Below are 21,056 nucleotides of genomic sequence, written 5' to 3' on the forward strand. Positions count from 1 at the left end.
GCGACGTGCCGCCAGGTCACCGCCTCCGCCGGTCACTCCGGAACGCGGCGAGCGAGCGCCCGGACCGCCGCCGCGGCCTCGCTGTCGGGCGCGGCGCCGACGACCGGCCGCTCCCCGGCGACGGACCGGCCGACGCGGGGATCGGCCGGGATCACCTCGACCGGCGCGCCGAGCGCGTCGCCGATCGCTTCGACCGGCGGCGGCTCTGTCACGCGGTTGACCGCGCAGCCGACCAGCCCGGCGTCGAGTTCGCGGGCGAGCTCTCGGGTGCGGATCGCGTCGGCCAGCGCGAACGCCCGGGGCGAGACGACGAGGAGGCAGGCGTCCGCGACCGCGAGCGGCACGCCGGCGTCGGCGCGGCGCCCCGCGGGACAGTCGAGGACGACGGTCCCGAACTCCCGTTCGACCGCGGCGACCGCCCCCTCCAACCGCGTCAGGTCGGCCGCCCGCGCCCCTGCCAGCGTCCGGCCGCACGGGACGATGTCGACCGGTCCCGGCCGCACCGCATCGACAGGGTCCGCCGCGCCGCCCAGCACGTCGTGGAGGTCGGGGCCGCGGCCGTCCGGCAGGTCGGCCATCCCGAGGTCCGCGTCGACGACGATCCCGCCGAGCGCGGCGGCGACGTTGTACGCCAGCGTCGTCTTCCCCACGCCGCCCTTCCCGCCGGCGACCGCGAGGATCACGCCAGATCCTCCAGCGCAGCGGTCGGCACCTCGCTCGCTTCCGCCCGCTCGGCCAGCGCCGCGGCGCGGTCGCGGACCGCCCGCAGCCGCTCGGCGTCTGCCGCGACGCGCTCGTCGAGAGACGCGACCGCGTCGAGGCCGCCGGCCTCCTCGACGACCGCGGTCGCCGTTTCGAGGTCGGCGCCGCTCAGCCGCTCCGCCCGCTCGACCCGGTCCTCGACGGCCGCGAACCACGCGTCGACCCCGTCGGCCGCCGTCGCAGTCGGCGGTGATTCGGCTGTCGCCGACCGCTCCGCGTCGCCCTCGGCGGCCCCCCCGCTCGCGTCCGCGTCGTCGTCGGTTCCCGGGTCGCCCCCGCTTCGCGCCCGCTCGGTCTCGTCCGAGTCGCTCGCTCTCGCGCTCCCGGATTCGTCGCCGTCGCTCACGTTTCCGTCACCGTTGACCGCCCCCGCACCGTCGACCACCTGCCGCGGAGGACGATGGGAGTCGAGGTCGCGGACCGCTTCCCGCACGCGGACCGCGTCGCCTCCGGTCGCCGCGTCATCCCCGTTCGGCTCCGCGGTCGCGGGCTCGACCCCCGCGATTTCGACCGGCGGGTCGACCGGCTCCGCCACCGCCGCGAACCCGAACGCCGCGCGCTCGCCCGGGTCGATCACCGCGGTGACGCCGGTCGCGTCCCATCCGCGTTCGGGAACACCGCCGCGACGCGGCGGCAGGACGGGACCGTCCAGCCGGCTCTCGATCCGGACCCGCCGCGGGACCGCCCCGTCGTTGCGAACCCGGACACCCACGAGCGACGCCTCCCCCTCGCGGTCGACGGACCAGTCGAGTTCCATGCGCCGACTCCCGCGGAATCGTATTTAACCGTCGGGGTCGGACGCCGCGCGGACATCGGGGGTCCGGAGCAGCGACCTCGCCGCTCGGTCGGCGGCCGCGACCCTCCGGGCCGCGTCCCCTCGCAGTTCGACGGCGCCGTCGAGCGCCGCCACCCTAACCGCCGCGAGCGACGCCGCGACCGGGTCGCCGTCGTACGCGTCGGGGGCCGCGCCGGCGGCCCCGGGATCGCCGCCCGGGACGACCGCGAGCGCGCGCCGAAACGCCGGATAGATCCCCTCGGCGAGTTCGCGGCGGGCGGCGCGGCGGCGGTTCCGGAGCCGGTCGCGGAGCCGCAGGCGCCGTCGCCGCTCGTCGCGGTTCCGGGCCGCCTCCGCCCGCGCGCGTTCGAGCGCCTGCTCGGCGGCGATCGCCTCCGTCTGCGCGGCCGACAGCTCCGCCGCCGCCTCCAGGTCGTCGAGCGCGTCGTCCGCTTCGGCGTCGACCGCGCGGCGCGCCCGGGCGTCGCCGCGCAGCGCCGCCACCCGCTCTTTCAGGCGCTCTATCTCGCCGCTCGTCTCGGCGACCCGCCGCCGCGCCGCGGTCAGGTCCACCGGTTCGACTTCGATCGCCGCGAGCTCCGCCTCGATCTCGTCGATCTCCGCCGCGACCGACGCGGTCCGTCCCCGCGAGCGCGCGGCCGCCGCGAGCTGCCGACGGAGTCCCGCGTCGGTGGGGAGCCGCCGGAGCACCGCGCTCGGCTCCGACGGTCCCTCGACCGCGGCCGACTCGTCCTCGTTGCCGTCGGCCTCCCCTTTCCGGTCCGGCCCCCGCGGTGTCGGTCTCGTCTCGGTCACAGCTCTCTGCCGCGCATGGCGTCCGGGTCCGGGTGGTCCGTCCCCGCCGCGAACGCCGCGTACGGCGTCGACTCCGCGCTCCGGTCCGCGTAGGCCGCGGCGGCCTCTCGGACCGGCTCGTCGACGGCGACGAACTCGTTGAACGGCTCGGTGCGCTCGATCTGGACGTCCCCGCCGTGCGACTCGCGGAGCCGCAGCGCGAGGAACGCGGCGTACACCGTCTCGTCGAGCAGCGCGGCGCGACCGAACCGCCGGGCGACGACCCCCTCGTGGCGGCGACACAGGTTCCGGAGGCCGGTTCGGGCGGCCGCCGAATACGTCACGACCAGCAGCACGCCCGCGGGTGGTCGATTTTCCAATTTATCCGTTCCGGACCGGAACGTTTCAGTCGGCTTCAGCGACCGCCCTCCCGGCCGACGCTCCCGCCTTCGAGGCCGGTCCTCAGAAGCGCTCGACGTCGAACGCCGGCCCGTCCCCGCCGTCCGGGTCGCGCTCGCCGTCGACGCCGCTGGCGGCGAGGACGCGCTCCCGGGCCGCCGGCTCCGAGGGCGCGACGACGACGGTGCCGTCGACGGGCTCGTCGCCGACCGCGCGGAACACGTCGCCGTCGCCGTCGAACTCGGTTGCGTACGTGCGGAGGACGGCCGCGACGCGCCGCTCCGTGGCCGCGAGGTCGGCCTCGCCGTCCTCGAACTCGCGAAGCGCGTCCTCGACGTTCCGTATCGCTGAGATGCGGTCCATCTACGTTGTCCGGAGGTGGCCCTGCTTGGGCTCGTACACCTCGCCCTTCGTCCGGAGCTTCTCGATCTCCTGGTCGGCCTTCCCCGGGTCCATCCCGATCTCGTCGGCGCGGTCGAGCACCTCGTCGACCGGCGCGCCCTCCTCGTACTCCTCCTCGATGTCCGCGATGAGCCCCTTGATGTTCTTGATGCGGTCGCGCTGGCTCTTCGAGGTGCCCGTCTCGACCACGTCGGCGTCGAACTGCCCCGTCTCCGGGTCGACGCCGATGTCCTTGAGACACGACTCGACGATGTCGGTCGCGCGGTCGGCGTCCTCCCGCTCGACCGTGTCCGACAGGCGGACCCGCGCGCTCGCCTCCGAGAGGCGCACCAGCGCCTCCAGCTTTCGCGCGGTGACCGGCACCGGCGCGTCCTCGTCGGCGCCCTTCGACCGGAGGTCGACGTAGAACTCCTCGATGATGTCCTTCGCCTCGTCGGTCATCGTCGGGTAGCAGTTCCGCTTCGCGTGGGCGATGTACTTCCGTAACAGCTCCGCGTCGATCTCCGGCGCCACCTCCTCCGTGACGCTGTCGACCTCCTCGGCCGTGAACTCCGAGGAGGGCACCTCCGCCCGCTGGGTGTTCAACTCGCCCGCGTAGTTGGTCTTGAGGATGTGCTGGGCCAGCCGGGAGTCGTGCTCCGGGTCCGGGCTGTCCGTCACGGTGAAGATGAGGTCGAACCGCGAGATGAGCGCGGGCTCTAAGTCGATCTGCTCGCCGATCGGCTCGTACTGGTCGAACCGACCGTACTTGGGGTTCGCGGCGCCGAGCAGCGAACACCGCGCCTTGAGAGTGGCGTTGATCCCCGCCTTCGAGACCGAGATCTTCTGCTGTTCGAGGCCCTCGTGCATGGCGGAGCGGTCCGAGGAGTTGTGGACGACGAGCCCGTTCGCGACGAAGTTGTGCGTCCCCTCGACGGTCAGGTCGTACACCCTCGGTCGCTCGCCGTCGTCGATCCGGGAGAGGATCGACCGCAGTTCCGCCTTCACGGCGCCGACCTCCTCAACGACGGCCTCGCGCAGGTCGTCGAACCGGTCCGTCTCGACCGCGCCGGACAGCCAGCGCGACACGGTCGCCTGACTCACGTCGAGCCCCGACGCCACGTCCGCCTGACTGACGCCGTGAGCGTCGAGCGCCGCCGACAGCGCCGCTCGCGTCTCGCCGACCGGACCGCGGTCGAGCAGTTCGCGAGCGCGCGCTTCCGCCGTGTCGACCGGCCCGCCGATGACGTCGACGAGGCGCTGCCGGAGGACCTCGCCGCGGTGCTCGACCGACTCGGGCGGGACCGTCTCGACCGACTCGACCCGACGCCACTTCACCTCGCCGCGGACGAACTCCCGGAGGTCGTCGAGGTCGGTCTCCGCGACGTCGGTGAGTACCTCCCGGAGTCGCGCGGCCACCGTCCGACGGACCTCGTCGCTCTCCCCCCACTCGCGGGAGACCTGCTGCTGGGACAGCGTCGTCCCCTCGGCTAACTCGGACTGCGAGACGTGGTATCGACTCCGAAGCTCCGAGAGCGTCTCCCACGTCGGCGTCGCGTCGAGCGCGCCGCGGTCGTCGGCCGCGCGTTCGCGCCGCCCCTCGAACGCCGCGAGTATCCGCTCCGCGCGGTGGAGCGAGACGTTCGCGCTCCCGGTCTCGAAGTCGTGGTACGTGACGGCGCCGATGCCGCACTCGCTCTGGTGAAGTCGGAGCGACTCGCGACACCGCGCCAGCACGTCGTCGACCTCCGGGACCACGTCGAGAATCGTGCGGTCGCCGTCGGCGGCGTCGACGACGCGGTCGAGGGCTTCGGCCTTCCGCGTGGCCGTGAACCCGACGTACCGCCGGAACGCCGCGAGCGAGTCCGCGTCGGTCACCGTGAGGTAGTACACGTCGCGCCCGCCGTCTCGCTCGCGGTGCTGGAGCTGGCTCGACACGCCGAACTGTAAGAGGAGGTTCTTGGTGCCGCGGAGGAGGTCTCGGCTCGCCGACGCTATCCGAACGTTGCCCGCCGACTCGTCGACGTGGCCCTCGCTGTCGGCCAGCGCGCGGACGAACGCGGCCTTCGCCGCGCGGCTCCCCGCCGTCACGGCGGTCGGGAAGCACTTCTCGTCGTACCGACCGAGGTTCATCCCCGCGTCGAGGACGGCGTCGGCGTGCTCCTTCCCGGCGACCCGGACCGTCTCGACGCCGTCGTCGCGCCGTTCGCTCGGCGGCCGCACCGGCTCCGCGTCGAACGCCGCCCGCGCCGCGCGCTCGAAGTCGTCGAGGAGTCCGTCGTCCGTGTTCGTGAACCGGACGCCGTAGACGCCCTCGTCGCGGTCGTAGTAGACGTTGCCGTCGCCGGAGAGGTACCCGAGGACGCTCGCCGTGGCGGGGTCGACCCCGTCAGCGTCGACCGTCGGGCCGTCGCCGTGCTCGGTCGCCGGCCCCCCTCCCCCGCTCGCGGCCACCGCTCCGCCGTCCGCCGCCCTCGTCGGGATCTCGCGCGGGACGTACACCCAGTCGCCGTCGTTCAGCGCGGCCGCCTCGCGCTCGACGCGCTCGCCGTCGTCGAGGACGAAGAACGGGTGGTCGGCGGTCGCGGTCAGCGACTCGCCCGTCTCCGTCGTCACTCGGGTCAGTTCCGACGGCACGTCGTACTCGTGGACCGCCGAAACCGACCGCTCGACGAGGTTTCCGTCCTCGTTCATCGACCAGACATCGAGGTCGACGTCGCGGATACGTCGCCCGTTCGAAAGCTCCTTGACCTCGCCGTCCTCGGTCGCTTCCCGCGCCAGCTCTCCGATGCGCTCGACGCGCCCGTCGGCGAGAGAAACCAGCGCGTCGCCGGTGACGCAGTCCATCTTGTCCAGTTCGTCGACTGCCGCAATTCCCTTGTCCGCGAGCACGAGCGCGCCGGCCTCGAGCGACCACTGCTGGCCGTCGCCGAAGTCGTCGCGGACGGCCGCGGCCGTGAGGCCCGCCGCAGACGACCCCTTCCCGGAGGTGTATACCGAGCGGGGAGCGATGTTTTCTACGTACGAAATCATCTGTGAGTTGTGCGAGACGACGCCGTTTCCGAGATACGTGTGGGTGTCTGCGACCTCAAGATCGTAGACCCACTCATAACTTGGATCGACCGATTCGATCGACTCGATCCGGTCCCAGTGAACGTCGTTCGCACACAGACGATCGAGTTCGGAGACATCTTGCGCGACCGATAAGGCCTCATCGAGACGATCCAAAATCACGCCCTTTGCGTCCGCGACCTGTCCACCGTCGGGAGCAACGTCGTTCCGCTCGTAGTAGCTGATCGCCGTTTGAGAGACGTCCATTCCCTCTGAGAGCATCTTCTGAGAGATGTTCAGTTCCTCCCGCAGCGTCTCGACTGCCTGCCAGTTACCGTCCAGCAGTTCTCCACGCTTCTCGCGAAGCCAGTTCAGCCGAGTTTCGAACGCGTCGACAACCGCTCTCAGACTCGATCTACTCGGGTTTCTGTCGCCACGTTCGTAGTGTTGATACGTCGGACGCGGCAGTCCGATACCGAATTGCGACAACGCGAGCGCCTCTCGGATCCGCCGGAGGTCGTCACTCAGTCCGGGAATCACGTCGGTGTTTGTGTTCTCTGGAACGTCATCGAACGCGTTCGAGGCCGTCGCTTTACGATTGGTAACGAATCCAATTTCGTCGACGTACTTGACGAAATCCCGTCCACTGATGCGCAGTCGATAGCTATCGTTGTGTCGTTCTCGAAGATGGCTCCGGATCCCGAAGGCGAGGAGTAACGTCTGTACCCCGGCCAGCAGTTCTCTACTCATCGAAGAAACTGTGATCTCGCGTTCTTTGGCTGAGACCGTCCCCTCGCTGTCAACGTACGCCTGTAGGAATCCCTTCTTATTCTCGGGACTCGCCCGTTTGAGACAATCAGGGACGAGTTGATCCTCAGAGTTTTTGAGGATTGCCGGTTCGATTCCTCTGAGGAACCGGACGAACTCCAACGAGGAACAGCGGACGATTTCGGCAGTCTCGTGATCTCGCTTCTCTAGGCGGGACCATCGAACGCCCAACTCGCGGAAGCAGTTCTCCACGTCCGCTAGTATCTCGTCGTCGACGTTCGTAACCTCGGTAGCGGCACTCGATCCTGAGAGATAGGTGTGACCCTCAGCGATGATATAACCGAGGAGTCGAGCCAGAGTGGGATCGATTCGAGTGGGCGGCGTGAACGAATTCGCGTTGTAGGCTTCGACCTGCTGGAACGAAACGTCAAGCGAATCGTCCCAATCCGCGTCGATGTTACCGGGAACAGCAATGAGATCACCCTCGCTTAATTGGTCTGCCCGTTGGGGGGACAACCCTCTGTTCAACTGTTTGAACAACGGGTGCGACGGTGTTACCTCTACTTCGCGCCCCGATGCCATCGAAATTCTGTACATCCTATCCGGCGCTTCCCGTTTCCAGACTTTTGTCGCGGTCCCAGTCTCGACGGCTCCCGATTCCGTTACTGTTTGAACGTCGACATTTACCGGTTCGTACACCCCGTCGTCGACTTCTATCGGGTCTTCGAGATTTGACTCTACTATATCTCCGATGGCCCGTTCTGTCCCGTCAGCAAGTGTCACTTTAGTGTCGTATTTTTGACACTTCCCGGTACCAGGGTCGCCAATAAGGAGCATATGGAGGTCGCCGCGGATCCGCGAGCCGTCGGGGAGGTGCTTCGTGACGCCGGAGAACAGCTGGAGGATCATCGCGAGCTTCTCCTCCTCGTAGCCGTAGATGGCGGGCGCGATGGAGCCGACCATCGCCTCGTAGATGTCGTCGCGCTCGGAGAGCTCGATGATGTCGCGTTTGTCGGCGTCGGTGATGTCCATGTCCTCGAACTCCTCGTCCTCGATGGCGATGGAGACGCCGTCCATGTACAGGTCGAAGATGGCGGACTTCTCGTTGCCCTGCTCGACCTGTTCGATGTGGAGGACGCCGACGCAGGTGACGTGGTCGCCGGGGCTCACCTCGCCGGTGATGTCGTCGATGATGTCGACGTCGAGCGACTGGGGGGTCTCGCCGCCGCGGAGGCCCTCGGGCGACTCCTGGATGCGGAGCTTCTGGGAGTCGACGAACTCGGACTGGTCGAAGTTGACCCGGAACGGGCCCTGTCGCTCGCAGCCCTGACACTCGTGAGGCTCCTGGAAGCCACCGTCGGACTGGGGGATGTACGTCATCGTGCCGCAGCGCTGGCACTCGAAGGCGGCCTCGGTCACCTTGGGGCGGACGTCCGTGGCCTTGCGGACGATGCCCTGGATCGAGACGAGTTTGCCGATGTGGTCGTCGTGGACCCGAATGCCGCGGATGTCGACGCTCTCGGGGAGGTCCTCGATGCGGACGTGCGCGCGGCCGAGGCTCACGTCGGCGGGGAGGTCGTAGAGCCGCAGCGCCTCCTCGGCGTACTCGCGCATCTGTTCCGGCTTGTTCAGGAAGTCCTCGGCGAGGTCGCGGTCGAACTGGAAGAGGTCGTCGTAGGAGACGTACAGCGAGCGCTGCTCGTTGGGGTACCGCTGGGCGAGCTGTCCGATCTCCTCACGGTAGTAGTTGCGATAGAACTGGATGAACCGCTCCGTGAGGTCCTGGGTGCCGGCCTGAGCCATTGCGACACCACTTCGTCGGCATCACGTATGAACCTCCGGTTCGGAGCGGACGTGGTCTCGGCCGCCGTCTCGCTCTGCCGGTCCGCCCTCGGCTACGCGCGTTCGACGAACGTCGCGTCGGCGGAGGTGCGGCCCTCGTTGAAGGAGAGCACCTTCGCGCGGATCACGTCGCCCGGTTCGAGCCCGCTCGGGATCTCCTCGGTGAAGACGACGAACCCCTCGACCTTCCCGACGGCGACCTCGTCGCCGGAGTGGTGGTCGGTGAGCTCGGTGACGCCGAACTCGTAGGTCTCGCCGATCTCGACCGGCGGCTCGCGCTCCTGTGCCGCCTCGTGGGCGCGTTTCGACTCGCGCGCCTCGCTCGACGGCCCGCGGAGCCGGCGGGCGAGCACGAACAGCGCGAGCAGCGCGACCGCCACGGCGATACCGACGACGAGCGGCGACGTTGGAATCATACCCGGGCGGTCGGCCGCGGTCACCTAAACGGTGTGGGTACGCGGCGCCGCGGGACTGATCACCTCGCCTGTGTCTCCCTCGACCGCCTCGGCTTCCCCGCGGGCGCATGAGAAACGCCTTTGCCCTCGAAGCCCCCCTCTCGATCCGAATGCGACACAGCCGCGGATCCCGACGACTCGTGCACGGGTGTGGTGTGCCGTGAAGGTCGCGGACGCGGTGCCGGAGTTCGCCGACGCCTTCGGCTTCGACGAGTTCAACCGGATGCAGCGGGAGGCGCTGCCGGGCATCTTAGAGACCGACCACAACGTGGTCGCGTCGGCGCCGACGGCCTCCGGGAAGACGGCGCTCGCCGAGCTCGCCATCTGTAAGACGCTCGACGCGGGCGGGACGGCCCTCTTCGTCGCGCCGCTGCGCGCGCTCACCAACGAGAAGGAGAGCGAGTGGGAGCGCTTCGAGGAGCTGGGCTACTCCGTCTACGTCGTCTCCGGCGAGCGGAACCTCAACCCGCGCCGCGCCGAGCGCGCCGACGTGCTGGTGACGACGCCCGAGAAGGCCGACAGCGCGACCCGGAAGCACGACTCCGCGCGCTACTCCTTTATCACCGACGTGGACTGCGTCGTCATCGACGAGGTCCACCTGCTCGACTCCGAGAAGCGCGGCGCGGTGCTGGAGGTGACCGTCTCGCGGCTCCGCCGGCTCCAGGACCCCCGCGTCGTGGCGCTGTCGGCGACGATGCCGAACATCGACGACGTCGCCGAGTGGCTGGACGCGCCCGCGGAGACGACCTACGCCTTCGGCGACGAGTACCGCCCGGTCGACCTCGAAACGGGCGTGAAGACGTACTCGCACGGCTCGAACGCCTTCGCCGACAAGTACCGGCGGCTCTACCGCGCGCTCGACCTGGCCGAGCCGCACGTCCGCGAGGACGGGCAGGCGCTGGTGTTCGTCTCCTCTCGGCAGGACACGGTTCAGGCCGCCAAGAAGGCGCGCGACGAGATAACCGAGCGGGACATCCCGATCGACTCACGCGACGACTACGACTTCCACAACGAAGCCAAAGAGCTCACCAACGACACGCTCCGCCAGTCGGTCACGGACGGCGTCGGCTTCCATCACGCCGGCCTCGGGAAGGACGACCGCGACCGCGTCGAGGAGTGGTTCAAGCAGGGGAAGATCAAGGTCCTCTTCTCGACGTCGACGCTGGCGTGGGGGGTGAACCTCCCCGCGCGCTGCGTCGTGATCCGCGACACCAAGTACCACGACCCGCTGGAGGGTGAGACCGACATCTCGCCGCTGGACGTGCTCCAGATGCTCGGGCGCGCCGGCCGGCCGGAGTACGACGACGTGGGGTACGGCTGGGTGGTCTGCGACCGCGGGGACGCTGACAGGTACCGCAAACTGTTGCGCGACGGCAAGGAGATCGAGTCGCGGCTCGCCGCCGACCTCGAGTCGCACCTCAACGCCGAGATCGCGATGGGGACGATCCGCGGGCTCGAGGACGTGATGGCGTGGCTGGAGACCACCTTCTACTACGTCCGCGCGCGGTCGCAACCGGAGCAGTACGACTTCCCGACGCTCCGCGACCGCGTGCGCGACCACCTCGAATCGCTCGTCGACGACGGGTTCGTCGCGGCCGACGACGACCTCGCGATCGAGCCGACCGCCCTCGGACGGCTCGCCTCCAAGTACTACCTCCGGCTCGACACCGCCCGCCGCTTCCGCCGCCTCGCCGACCGCGAGACGCTGACGGTCGATTCCGTGCTGGAGACCGTCGCGTCGGCCGGCGAGTTCGACTCCGTCTCGGCGCGGTCCGCCGAGTCGGACGCGATCGACCGGGTCCTCGACGGGCGCGACACCGACCTGGAGGACGGCCACCGCAAGGTGTTCGCCATCCTGCTCGCCGGCATGGCGGACTCGATCCCCTCGGACCTCCGGTCCGACGCGTGGGTGATCCGGCAGAACGCGCTCCGCCTGCTCGCCGCCCTCGCGGAGTTCCTCGACCGCTTCGCCGGCCCGCGCGCCGCCAACCTCGCCCGTCGCGTCGAGGCGCGCGTCGAGCACGGCGTCTCCCGCGAGGCGGTCGCGCTCACGGCGATCGAGGGGGTCGGCTCCGGGCGCGCCGAGCGCCTCGCGGACGCCGGCCTCGCCTCCCCGGTCGACGTGGTCGACGCCGGCGCGGCGGACCTCGAACGCGCCGGCATGAGCGACTCCGTCGCGGAGCGGATCGTCGACGCCGCGCGCGACTGCCCCCGCGTCGACGTCGACTGGGGGGACTTCCCCGAGGCCATCGCGGTCGGCGACAACGAGATGTGCGAGGTCGCCGTCGAGGCCGTCTCCGGAAGCGCCCGCGCGGGGATCCGCGTCACGGTCAACGACGTGGAGATGACCGCGACGACGACGTACCTCGACGGGACGGCAACGGTCCCGGTCGGCGTGTTCGGCCCCCCAGACGCCGACGAGCTGGAGTTCGTCGTCGAGGTCGTCTTCCCCGACCTCCCGCTCCTCCCCGTCACCGCGACGCGGACGGTCCGGGTGGAGTGACGGCGTCGCCCCGCCCGCTACCGGCGCTCCGCATCCCGGATAAACCCCGTCACGAGCGCTTTTCAGCCATTCCGCGGCCAGTCGCCCCATGCCGCAGCGACTCCGCGTGCTGGCCGGCGACTGCGAGGTAACCGACCGCGGCGACCGCACCCGCACCCACCGGGGACGGGTCGTCGTCCTGATCAAACCCGACGACACGACGCTCGTCCACGACGCCGACGGCTACCAGCCCGTCGCGTGGCTCACCCGCCCCGAGAGCGTCGTCGTCGAGGGCGACGGCGACGGGTTCACCGTCACCGCCCGCGACGGCTCCCGGCGACTCCGCGTCGTCGCGGCGGAGGCGACCGCGAGCCGGGTCCTCCCCGTCACCGAGGCCGGCGTCCCGGTCGGGACCTGCCCGGACGACGGCGGGCCGCTCGTGCGCTCGCGCGGCGACGTGGTCTGCCTGGACTGCGAGGAGCGGCGGGGGCTGCCGGCGGGCGCCAGCGTCACGGACGCCACCTGCGACGACTGCGGGCTCCCGAAGATTCGCGTCGAGCGCGGCGAGCCGTTCCACCTCTGTCTCGACCCGGGCTGCGACCCCATGGCGGAGGCAGTCAGCGACCGCTTCGACGGCGTCTGGGACTGCCCGGACTGCGACGGCGACCTCCGGGTCCGCTCCGCGCCCGGCCGCGTCTACCTCGGCTGCGAGAACTACCCCGACTGCGAGACGACCTTCTCGTTCCCGGCCGGGGTCGTCGTCGACGAGTGCGACTGCGGGCTCCCCGTCTTCGAGACCGCGGCGGGGCTCGGCTGTCTGGACGGGACCTGCGCGCTCGACGGTCGCGCGGCGAGAAACGAGGCGGACGCCGAGTGAGGGCGCCGCGGAACGACCGACCTACTCCGCGAGCTGCTGGCGCCCCGGCGCGATGAGGCGGTCGAGGTACTCCGCGAGCGCGCCCTTCGCGTCCGCGGGGTGGAGTTCGCCGGACTCCAGGTCGCCCTCCAGGTCGTCGTAGGCGTCGTACTCCAGGTTCCCGCCGTACTCCTCGGGGCGCTCGACGGTCACCGCGTCGAACCGCGGGAAGACGTGGTACTCGAACACCTGGAGGACGGGGTTCTCGCGCTCGGCGCCGTCGTCGGTCGGCTCGGGGTCGGCCGTCGGCGGGCAGTAGGCGTCGTTCACCTTCGACTCGATGTCCTCGCGGGAGTCCTCCATCGAGATGGTGACGCCCTCGCTGGAGGACATCTTCCCGCGGCCGGTGCCGAGGTCGGCGATAAGCGGCGTGTGGAGGCTCGTCGGCGGCTCGCGGTCGATGCTCGGGAGCACGTCGCGCGCGAGCATGTGGACCTTGCGCTGCTCCATCCCGCCGACCGCGAGGTCGACGCCGAGGTACGGGATGTCGAGCGCCTGCATCAGCGGGTAGACGGCCTGCGACACCTTCACCGAGTCGCCCGAGCTGATCTCCGCCATCGCGCGCTCGGCGCGGGAGAGGGTGGTCTCCAGTTCGAGGGCGTGGAGGTCGAGCGTGTAGTCGTCGTCGAGCTGGAAGTCGGAGCCGAGCACGAACTGCGTGTTCGACTCGTCGAGCCCGTAGGCGATGAACTGGTCGCGCATGCGCTCGGCGGTGTGGCGGATCTCCTCGAACGATCCCTTGTCGTTGAGGTAGGCGTGTACGTCGGCCAGCAGCACGGTGACCTCGAAGCCCGCCTCCTGGAGGTCGATGAGCTTGTTCGCGGTGAGCATGTGACCGATGTGGAGCACGCCCGAGGGCTCGTAGCCGACGTACGCCCGCTTGCCCTCGGGGTCGTCGGCCAGCGCCTCGATCTCCGCCTCGGTGACCACCTCGGCCGCGTTCCGGGTGATCAGCTCGTGAGCGTCCATACCTCCGAGTGTGCGTTCCCGGACATATGACTTCTGGATGCGTGCCGACGACTCACGGGGAGCGCCGCCAGCGCGGCCGTCGACCGCCGGTTTCTCGGTTTCGAGGCGACCGGGTCGGGGTCACTCCTCGGTCTCGGGCAGCGTCCGCCCCGCGCGGTGCTCGGAGATGATCCGGTCGATCCGCTCGGCCTTCTCGTCGCGGCGGCGCTGCTCGGCGCGCTCCTCCCACTCGTCGACGGCCTCGACGAGGGCCTCCTCGCTCGCGACCGCCAGCTCGTCCACCTCGCGGACCGGCACCGCGTCCGCGGGCACCACCGGAACCGCCCGCTCGAACAGCACCTCGTCGGCCACGTCCGAGAGGTTCCCCTCGCCGCGGATCACCGCGCGGGGCTCCGCCTCGGCGAGCCGCTCCGCGGTCCGGCGGCCCGCCCCGGAGGCGTCCCGGAGGAACACCACGTCGCCGGCCACGAGCCCGTACGCCTCGTCGGCGGCGTCGAGCGCGTCGAGCGTGAACTGCTCGACGACCTTCACGCTCACGAGGCCCTGCCCCTCGGCGACGTCGCCGAAGTTCGAGTGGTCGAGCCGCCACAGCTCCTTTAACGTCTCCACCTTCCGTTCGAGGTCCTCGACGCGCTCGCGGGCCTCGTCGCGCTCGCGCTCCAGTCGGTCCGTCTCGCGTTCGAGCCGCGAGACCGCCCGCCGCGTGCGGGCCTCGATGCGCTCCTCGCGTTTCGCCTCCTCCAACTCGGACTCCAGCTCCGCGATCCGGTCGTCGCGCTCGTCGAGGTCTTCCTCCAGCGACTCGGCGTGGGACTCCAGCCGGTCGACGCGCTCGCGGAGCCGGCGGATCGTCTCCTCCTCCTCGGTGCGCTCCGGCTCCGTCGGGTCCGCCTCCGCCTCGTCGCCCCCGTCGTCGCCGTCGCCGTCGTCCTCGCTCAGGTCCTCGACGACGGCCTCGACCGACGAGCCGCCGGCGACGACGCCGGCGATCACCGTCTCGCGGTCGAGCCGCGGCGGCGTCTTCGCCGCGATCCGCTCGAACTGGTCCTCGTGGTCGTCGTAGGCGTACAGCGCGGCGGCGAGCGCGTCGCGCTCGTGGTCGTTGTCGTAGCTCGCCTCGCGGGTGCGGTGGAGCTTCTCGTCGACCGGGAGGTCCGTCGTGGGGCGCCACCCGGCCGCGTCGAACGAGCGCCGGAACTTCTCGACGGTCTCCGGCATCGGCTCCACGTCGGCGGCGACGATGATCGGTCGTCCCTGCTCGACGATCCACTCGGTCACCTCGGCCGTGTCGCCGGTACGCGAGGAGTAGAGCGCGTGGACGGTGCCGTCGAGGCCGACGACCGCGGCCGCGGTGGTGGTGCCGGGGTCGATGCCGACGATGACGCGGTCGCGCCGCTTCACCAGCGGCTCGTACTCGATGCCGTCGCGGCGCTCGCGCTCGACCTCGACGCGCACGTCGCCGGCCCGCGAGTCCGAGACGGGGATGTCCTCCGGGCGCGCCGCGACCGTGAACGTCGCGTTCGCGTAGCCGCCGTACTTCTCGGTCACGTCGCGCTCGAAGTCGAGGTTCGCCTCGTTCAGCTTCGACTGGACCTGCCGCGTCCGCTTCCGGACGTTGCCGTGGATCCGCCGGGTGTAGCGGTCCTGGCTCCACCCGCCCTTGCCCGTCGAGCGGCCGCGGGACACCTTCACCGTCGTCTCGTCGGTGAAGGCGGTCACCTCGTGGCCGACGTTGGCCGCGGCGAGCCGCGCGGCCGCCTCCGCCTCCTTCATCGGCTCCTTCCCGTAGGGGATCCCGTGCCGGGAAGCGACCCGCGAGAGCGGCTCCGGGCGCTCGGCGCCGGTCACCTGGACCAGCCGCGTCCCGTCCGGCAGCGACCGGAGGAAGCCGACCAGCTCGTTCTTGTCGGCCGCCAGCTCGTAGGCGTTGTCGGTGGCGACGTAGAGGGGCTCGCGGTCGTCGATCAGCCGGCAGAGCTTCCGGAAGGAGACCACGTCGCGGGTGACCCGAGCCATCGGCCCGTCCGCGTCCGGGGCGTCCGGGTCGTCCTCGTCGACGGGGTCGAGGATGACGAGCGCGTAGGAGGGGCTGTCGCCGCGGACGTCGCCGCTGTGGACGTCGACGCCGAACACCGGCCGGTCGCGGGCGCGGATGGTCCGGGTTGTCACGTACCGAGGTAGGTCGTTGCCGCGTATATACCCCACGCCGGGGGGTGCGGCCGGCCGTCGCCGGGGCGCGAGCGGTCAGAGGATCCGCGACTCGTCGCCGGCCCCCTGTCGTCGGCCGCTGATGACGCCCGGCGTGCCGCCGGTCTGGATGATGTTGAACGCGGTCATCAGGTCCGACCGCGAGATGAGCCCGACGAGCGCGCCGTCGGCGTCGACGACCGGGAGGCGCCCGACGCCGTGCTCCTGCATGGTCTGGAGCGCGGTCAGGGCGTCGGCGTTCGGGTCGGCGGCGACGAGGTCGGTCGCCATCACGTCGTCGACGCGGTAGGCGTCGCGCTCCACCTCGCGGACCGACCGCGCGTCTTCGAGCGTCACCATCCCGACGAGGTCGTCGCCGTCGAGGACCGGGTAGCCCGTGTGGCGCTCCTCGAACATCCGGCTCATCAGGTCGGCGACGGAGGTGTCTTCAGTCACCGTGTGGAGGTCCTCGCGGGGCGTCATCACGTCGGTGACGCTGACGCCCTCGAAGGCGGCCTTCAGGGTCGTCTGCTGGGCCTCGCCGGAGGCGGCGATGTAGACGAAGAAGGCGAGGACGATGAGCAGCAGCTGGAAGGTGAACAGGCCGATGATCCCCATCAGGAACGCGAACACCTTCCCCACGGCGGCGGCCCGCTGGGTCGCCTGCGCGTGCGGCTGGTTCCGCGCGAGCAGCGCCCGGAGGACGCGGCCGCCGTCCATCGGGAACGCGGGGAGCATGTTGAACACCGCGAGCACGACGTTCAACAGCGCGAGGTAGCCGAAGACGAAGAGGACCGCGTTCGAGCCCATCGGCGCGACGAGGACGACGGCGTAGCAGGCCGCCCCGACCGCGACGCTGACGAGCGGGCCGGCGATCGCGATCCAGAACTCGTGTCTCCAGTCCTCGGGGAACTCGGCGAAGCTGGCGAGGCCGCCGAGCAGCCACAGCGTGATCGACTCGATCTCGTAGCCGTACCGCATGGCGACGAGCGAGTGCCCGAACTCGTGGAGCAGCACGCCGGCGAACAGCCCCACCGCGGCCGACAGGCCGAGGATCCACGGCGTGGTCCCGGTCGCGACCGCGGCCGTGTCGATGCCGAGCCCGGCGACCTCGTTCATCACCTCCGCGATGGTGCTCACTTCTCCGCCGATGAGGTACGCGAACAGCGGCAAGACGAGCAAGAACGTCCAGTTGAGGCGGATCGGAATACCGAACGCGCTCCCGACCTTGATTCCACGCATACCCTCCGGTTCGGCCGGTGATCGGTTAAGTCACCGGGTCAGTGCGGTGATCGGTTAAGTACCTCCCGCCCGTCACGGACGCCTATGAGCGACACAGCCGATCCCGGAGCGGTCGTGAAACGCGCCGACGCGGTCGCGTCCGAGCCGGTCGACGCCGCCGAGGGGCTCTCGAAGGCCGTCCTCCTCGACGAGTCCGACGGCGCCCCGAACTTCGCGATGCGCCGGTTCGAACTCGCGCCGGGCGCCGAGGTCCCGCGCCACACCAACGCGGTCGAACACGAGCAGTACGTCCTTTCCGGCGAGTACGTCGTCGGCGTCGGCGACGAGGAGCATCGGGTGTCGCCGGGCAACGCCCTCCTCATCCCCGCGGGCGTCGAACACTGGTACCGGAACGCGGGCGACGAGCCGGGCGCGTTCATCTGCGCCGTGCCCAACGGCGACGACGCCATCGAGCTCGTCGAGTAGGCTACTCCAGCGTGCCGACCCGGTCGGCGACGTAGCCGAACTGGTCGCGGTAGCCGTTCGGCGACAGCAGCACGGGGTAGAAGGGCTCGTCGGCGAGCAGCGGCTCGCCGTCCGCGGCCGCGAACCGCTCGCCGGACTCGACGCGCTCGAAGTTGCGCGCGAACACCTCGTACGCCTCGGCGTCGGGCTTCGGGATCCGCTCGCGGAGCCGGAACACGGACACGTCCTCGCGGCCCCCGGCGTCGAGGACGTCGTCCGCGCCGGGCGCGGTGATTGCGCCGGTCGCCGCGAGGAACGCGCGGGCGAGCCAGTAGGCGTTGTCGGCGGCGCCCTCGGAGCCCTGGAGCCCGGCCTCCACTTCGAGCGTGTGCGGGTGCTCGATGAGCCGGCCCTCGGTGAACGCGTCGGTCTGGATCACGGCGTCGACGGGGAGGTGCGGCGCGACCGCGCGGGTCACCTCGTCCATCGAGTCGATGACGGCGAACGGCTCGGCGTACGACTGCGTCGAGTGGATCGCGAGGGTGGTACACCCCGCCAGCGCGTCGACGAGGTCGGCCGCCAGCCGCACCTCGTGGGCCGCCGCGTCGGGGTTGCCCGGAAACGCCCGGTTGAGGTCGGCGTCGAGGTACCGCTCGCCGGCGTCGAGCGCCGCCTCGTTGGCGACGATCAGCCGCACCGGACGCTCGGGGGCGAGGTCGGCGTCGAGCAGGCGCTCGACGGCGCGGGCGCCGCAGGGCTCGTCGCCGTGGATCGCGCCGACCACGGCGACCTCGGGCTCCCCGTCGCCAAGGTCGTGAATCTCCATACGACTTCCAGGCGGGCGGCTGATAAGTGGCGTTCGGATCGGCGGCGGCCGCGAGCCCTCGCCCGCGTCGTCGGCCCGCCCTCAGTGCCTCTCGTCGACCCGCTCCGCGTACTCGTAGTCCGCGGGGTACGCCGGGGGCCGCGCGCCGTCGAGCGTGATCTGCCAGCCGTCGACCGCGCTCGGGTCGTCGAGCGCGGCGCGGAGCGTCTCTCGGACGTCCGCGACGTCGACGCCGTAGAAGTCGCTCGGGACGCCGTCGAGGTACTGGAGGGCCGTCTCGAACAGCGACCGCATCCCGGCGTCGTTCTCGAAGTCGACGCGCTTGTACGCGCCGGCCGCGACCTGGACCATCCCGTGGAGGAAGGCGCTCTCCGCCGTGCCGCTCCCGTAGTTGTACCACTCGTCCTCGAAGCAGTCGTGGCTCTCGTGGTAGGCGCCGTCGTTGAACAGCCGGACCCCGTGTTCGGTCGCGCGCCGCAGCGTCGCGTGCTCCCAGTACCCCCCGACGGCCCCCGCGTCGGCCGCGCCCTCCGCCGACGCCTCCCCGTCGCCGGACGGCTCGCCGCCCGCGTGCCACCCGGTCGGGTTCCCGAGCGGCGGAGCGACGCCCGGGTCGCGGGTGTGGTCGTCCATGTGCGCGGCGTTCTCGCGGCAGCGACCTAACCGTTTCGCGAGGCCCGGCGCCCGGCGGCCCCGGATCGAACCACTCTTTCCGCCGGTCGCGCTCGGGGCGAACGAATGGACGCCGGGCTCCTCTTCGCCGTCGCCGCCGCCGTCGTCTGGGGGACGTACCTCTTCGTCCTGAAGCGCGCCTTCGCCGACTATCCCCCGGCGGCGCTGACGGTGGCGGTTAACGCCGCGGCGCTCGGGTGGTTCCTCGCGGGCACCGGGCTCACGGTCGGGTTCGGCGACGCCGCGGCCGGGCTGGCCGGGATCGCCGTCCCCCGGCGGTTCGCCGTCGTCGCCGGCACGTGCGTCGCGACGGCCGCGGCCTTCGTCCTCTTCCTGCGGGCCATCGAGGACGGGGCGGTCTCGTACGTCGCGCCGATCAACAAGGTGGTCCCGATGTTCGTCCTCCCGCTGGAGGTCGGGCTGCTCGGTCAGGTGTTGGCGCCGATCCAGGTCGCCGGCGTCGTCGTCACCACGCTCGCGGTGTACGTCGCGAACTACGAGCCGGGCAGCTTCTTCGCGCCGCTCGCGCGGGCCGCCCGCTCGCGGCCCGCCCAGCTGGCGCTCGCGAGCGCGGCCTGCTACGCCGTCGGCGACGTGGGCAAGCGGGTCGCGCTCCAGGAGCTCGCGATCCCCGGCACGCTCTGGGTGCCGCTGCTGCTCGCCGGCGTCGCCGTCGTGTTGCTCCCGGCGGCGGTGCGAACCCCGATCGACGCGAGCCGCGAAGACGTTCCGAAGTTCCTCGCGGCCGGCGCGCTCGTCGCCGTCGGCGAGCACCTGACCACGGTCGCGTTCGCGGCGCTGCCCGCGAGCGTCGCCTCGCCCGTGATCAACACGCAGGCTATCGTCGCGGTCGTCCTCGGCGGCGTGCTGCTCGGCGAGCGCCACTTCCGGCTCCGGCTCGTCGCGGCCGTCCTCGCGGTGGTCGGCGTCGCCATGATAGCCGGGTGACTCGCCGGGCGCGCCGTCGGTCACCCGAGAGGACTTTACGGCTCGCCCCGTAGCGACCGCATGGAACCCCCGTCGGAGTCGAGTCCGATCGACCACGCCGAGTCGATCGTGAACGCCCTCGGCGACGGGGCCTACGTCCTCGACGCCGACCGGACCCGGGTGTTCGTCAACGAGCGCCTCCGCGAGGTGACCGGGTTCGACGAGGCCGTCCTCCACGGGAGGCACCCGGAGCGGCTCGTGGAGGCGGGGTACTGGAGCGCGGAGACGGGGGGCCGCTACCGGGCGGCGGTCGAACGGGTCCTCGACGGCGAGGCGGACGACGAGCGCGTCCAGCTCACGACGACGCTCGCGGACGGCAGCGACGTCACCACCGAGACGCGGCTGACGCCGATCGAGAACGACGGGTCGATCGTCGGCGCGGTCGGGGTCATCCGCGACGTGACCGAGCGGGTCGAACGCGAGCGCGAGCTGAAGCGGCTCAACGAGCGGCTCGAACGCCTCGCCGGCTTCCTCTCGCACGACCTCCGGAACCCGCTGTCGGTCGCCCGCGGCTACGTCGACCTCGCGCGCGAGACCGACGAGACGGAGGGGCTGGCGGCGGCCGAGGACGCGCTCGACCGGATCGAGACGATGATCGACGAGGCGCTCGTGATGGCCCGCGAGCCCGAAGCGATCGAGACCGAGGACGCCGCGGTCGACCTCGCTGAGCTTGCGGCCGACTGCTTGGAGTCGGGCGACTTCGGCGACTGCCCCCCCGACGCCGACCTCGTCGTCGACGAGGCCGGTCCCGTCACCGGCGACCCGACGCTGCTCCGGCGCGCCATCGGCAACCTCATCGGCAACGCCTTCGAGTACGGCGGGGACGCCCCCACGGTCCGCGTCGGCGTCGACGACCGGGGGGTGTACGTGGCCGACGACGGCCCGGGGCTGCCGGACGACGAGCAGGCGCGCGCGGCGCTGACCGACTTCGGCGTCTCCCCCGGGGGCGGGACCGGGATCGGGCTCGCCATCGTCCAGCGCGTGGCGGCCGCGCACGACTGGACGCTCGAAATCGACGAGTCCGCCGCGGGCGGGTTCCGCGCGACGCTGGTCGGCGCGGAACCGACGGCGTAAAGGAGGCGCCCATCTAACGCCAGCCCGCG

At 71.1% G+C, this 21,056-nt stretch carries 17 protein-coding genes; 5 read left to right on the forward strand and 12 right to left on the reverse strand.

The genetic code is table 11. The features are described from left to right. Positions 1-32: 32 nt before the first annotated feature. From EXE50_RS09995 to EXE50_RS10025, 7 genes are all read right to left on the reverse strand, one after another. The gene (locus EXE50_RS09995; RefSeq protein WP_053770391.1) at positions 33-683 is read right to left on the reverse strand and encodes a chromosome partitioning protein ParA; all 651 of its coding nucleotides are present in this window, start codon (positions 681-683) and stop codon (positions 33-35) included. Then, a complete protein-coding gene (locus EXE50_RS10000) occupies positions 680-1,519 on the reverse strand; it encodes a hypothetical protein (protein ID WP_137704996.1) in 840 nt (279 codons plus the stop codon). The genes EXE50_RS09995 and EXE50_RS10000 overlap by 4 nt, the downstream gene beginning before the upstream one ends. A 24-nt stretch (positions 1,520-1,543) precedes the next feature. Further along, positions 1,544-2,353, reverse strand: a complete 810-nt coding sequence (locus tag EXE50_RS10005) for a hypothetical protein (RefSeq protein ID WP_137704997.1) — start codon at positions 2,351-2,353, stop codon at positions 1,544-1,546. Further along, positions 2,350-2,688: a hypothetical protein gene (locus EXE50_RS10010; RefSeq protein ID WP_137704998.1), complete on the reverse strand. Its 339-nt coding sequence runs from the start codon at positions 2,686-2,688 to the stop codon at positions 2,350-2,352. Before EXE50_RS10010 ends, EXE50_RS10005 begins: the two co-directional genes overlap by 4 nt. A 106-nt stretch (positions 2,689-2,794) precedes the next feature. Next, positions 2,795-3,094, reverse strand: a complete 300-nt coding sequence (locus EXE50_RS10015; RefSeq protein ID WP_053770395.1) for a hypothetical protein — start codon at positions 3,092-3,094, stop codon at positions 2,795-2,797. Continuing rightward, positions 3,095-8,734 (reverse strand): LAGLIDADG family homing endonuclease, encoded by a 5,640-nt coding sequence (locus tag EXE50_RS10020; protein WP_137704999.1) that lies wholly within the window; start codon positions 8,732-8,734, stop codon positions 3,095-3,097. A 92-nt stretch (positions 8,735-8,826) separates the two neighbouring features. Then, the gene (locus EXE50_RS10025) at positions 8,827-9,189 is read right to left on the reverse strand and encodes a TRAM domain-containing protein (RefSeq protein WP_053770397.1); all 363 of its coding nucleotides are present in this window, start codon (positions 9,187-9,189) and stop codon (positions 8,827-8,829) included. Positions 9,190-9,388: 199 nt separating this feature from the next. On the opposite strand from EXE50_RS10025, the gene EXE50_RS10030 reads away from it, so the two are divergent. Both EXE50_RS10030 and EXE50_RS10035 read left to right on the forward strand, forming a co-directional pair. Continuing rightward, positions 9,389-11,731 carry a DEAD/DEAH box helicase gene (locus tag EXE50_RS10030; protein ID WP_137705000.1) on the forward strand — a complete coding sequence of 781 codons (2,343 nt, stop codon included), beginning with the start codon at positions 9,389-9,391 and terminating at the stop codon, positions 11,729-11,731. An 88-nt stretch (positions 11,732-11,819) separates the two neighbouring features. Further along, the gene (locus tag EXE50_RS10035) at positions 11,820-12,587 is read left to right on the forward strand and encodes a topoisomerase DNA-binding C4 zinc finger domain-containing protein (RefSeq protein WP_199241338.1); all 768 of its coding nucleotides are present in this window, start codon (positions 11,820-11,822) and stop codon (positions 12,585-12,587) included. Positions 12,588-12,608: 21 nt separating this feature from the next. On the opposite strand, the gene EXE50_RS10040 is transcribed toward EXE50_RS10035, so the two are convergent. The 3 genes from EXE50_RS10040 to EXE50_RS10050 form a co-directional block, all read right to left on the reverse strand. Further along, the gene (locus EXE50_RS10040; protein ID WP_053770399.1) at positions 12,609-13,595 is read right to left on the reverse strand and encodes a tyrosine--tRNA ligase; all 987 of its coding nucleotides are present in this window, start codon (positions 13,593-13,595) and stop codon (positions 12,609-12,611) included. A gap of 120 nt (positions 13,596-13,715) precedes the next feature. Next, complete coding sequence (locus EXE50_RS10045; RefSeq protein ID WP_137705001.1) at positions 13,716-15,764, reverse strand: DUF460 domain-containing protein; 2,049 nt, start codon at positions 15,762-15,764, stop codon at positions 13,716-13,718. Between the two features lie 75 nt (positions 15,765-15,839). After that, positions 15,840-17,024 (reverse strand): CBS domain-containing protein, encoded by a 1,185-nt coding sequence (locus EXE50_RS10050; protein ID WP_053770401.1) that lies wholly within the window; start codon positions 17,022-17,024, stop codon positions 15,840-15,842. An 84-nt stretch (positions 17,025-17,108) separates the two neighbouring features. Here EXE50_RS10050 and EXE50_RS10055 point away from each other — a divergent pair, with 84 nt between their 5' ends. Further along, positions 17,109-17,489 carry a cupin domain-containing protein gene (locus EXE50_RS10055; protein WP_137705002.1) on the forward strand — a complete coding sequence of 127 codons (381 nt, stop codon included), beginning with the start codon at positions 17,109-17,111 and terminating at the stop codon, positions 17,487-17,489. Between the two features lies 1 nt (position 17,490). Here the strand turns inward: EXE50_RS10055 and EXE50_RS10060 are convergent, their stop codons facing one another. Both EXE50_RS10060 and EXE50_RS10065 read right to left on the reverse strand, forming a co-directional pair. Then, positions 17,491-18,294: a succinylglutamate desuccinylase/aspartoacylase family protein gene (locus tag EXE50_RS10060; protein ID WP_053770403.1), complete on the reverse strand. Its 804-nt coding sequence runs from the start codon at positions 18,292-18,294 to the stop codon at positions 17,491-17,493. An 81-nt stretch (positions 18,295-18,375) separates the two neighbouring features. After that, positions 18,376-18,927, reverse strand: coding sequence for a DUF309 domain-containing protein (locus EXE50_RS10065; protein WP_137705003.1), 552 nt, complete (start codon positions 18,925-18,927; stop codon positions 18,376-18,378). Between the two features lie 105 nt (positions 18,928-19,032). Here EXE50_RS10065 and EXE50_RS10070 point away from each other — a divergent pair, with 105 nt between their 5' ends. Together EXE50_RS10070 and EXE50_RS10075 are read left to right on the forward strand one after the other, a co-directional pair. Next, complete coding sequence (locus EXE50_RS10070; protein WP_053770405.1) at positions 19,033-19,914, forward strand: EamA family transporter; 882 nt, start codon at positions 19,033-19,035, stop codon at positions 19,912-19,914. Positions 19,915-19,974: 60 nt separating this feature from the next. After that, positions 19,975-21,027, forward strand: a complete 1,053-nt coding sequence (locus EXE50_RS10075; protein WP_137705004.1) for a PAS domain-containing sensor histidine kinase — start codon at positions 19,975-19,977, stop codon at positions 21,025-21,027. The last annotated feature ends 29 nt before the right edge of the window (positions 21,028-21,056 follow it).

It is taken from the genome of Halorubrum sp. ARQ200 (assembly GCF_005435115.1).
In the GTDB taxonomy this organism is placed as follows: domain Archaea; phylum Halobacteriota; class Halobacteria; order Halobacteriales; family Haloferacaceae; genus Halorubrum; species Halorubrum tropicale.

What these genes read in the sequence shown, in the direction of transcription:
- EXE50_RS10065 (WP_137705003.1), bottom strand. Translation starts at nt 18,927, where the DNA reads ATGGACGACCACACCCGCGACCCGGGCGTCGCTCCGCCGCTCGGGAAC.
- EXE50_RS10070 (WP_053770405.1), top strand. Translation starts at nt 19,033, where the DNA reads ATGGACGCCGGGCTCCTCTTCGCCGTCGCCGCCGCCGTCGTCTGGGGG.
- EXE50_RS10060 (WP_053770403.1), bottom strand. Translation starts at nt 18,294, where the DNA reads ATGGAGATTCACGACCTTGGCGACGGGGAGCCCGAGGTCGCCGTGGTC.
- EXE50_RS10075 (WP_137705004.1), top strand. Translation starts at nt 19,975, where the DNA reads ATGGAACCCCCGTCGGAGTCGAGTCCGATCGACCACGCCGAGTCGATC.
- EXE50_RS10000 (WP_137704996.1), bottom strand. Translation starts at nt 1,519, where the DNA reads ATGGAACTCGACTGGTCCGTCGACCGCGAGGGGGAGGCGTCGCTCGTG.
- EXE50_RS10015 (WP_053770395.1), bottom strand. Translation starts at nt 3,094, where the DNA reads ATGGACCGCATCTCAGCGATACGGAACGTCGAGGACGCGCTTCGCGAG.
- EXE50_RS10020 (WP_137704999.1), bottom strand. Translation starts at nt 8,734, where the DNA reads ATGGCTCAGGCCGGCACCCAGGACCTCACGGAGCGGTTCATCCAGTTC.
- EXE50_RS10040 (WP_053770399.1), bottom strand. Translation starts at nt 13,595, where the DNA reads ATGGACGCTCACGAGCTGATCACCCGGAACGCGGCCGAGGTGGTCACC.
- EXE50_RS10035 (WP_199241338.1), top strand. Translation starts at nt 11,820, where the DNA reads ATGCCGCAGCGACTCCGCGTGCTGGCCGGCGACTGCGAGGTAACCGAC.
- EXE50_RS10025 (WP_053770397.1), bottom strand. Translation starts at nt 9,189, where the DNA reads ATGATTCCAACGTCGCCGCTCGTCGTCGGTATCGCCGTGGCGGTCGCG.
- EXE50_RS10055 (WP_137705002.1), top strand. Translation starts at nt 17,109, where the DNA reads ATGAGCGACACAGCCGATCCCGGAGCGGTCGTGAAACGCGCCGACGCG.
- EXE50_RS10050 (WP_053770401.1), bottom strand. Translation starts at nt 17,024, where the DNA reads ATGCGTGGAATCAAGGTCGGGAGCGCGTTCGGTATTCCGATCCGCCTC.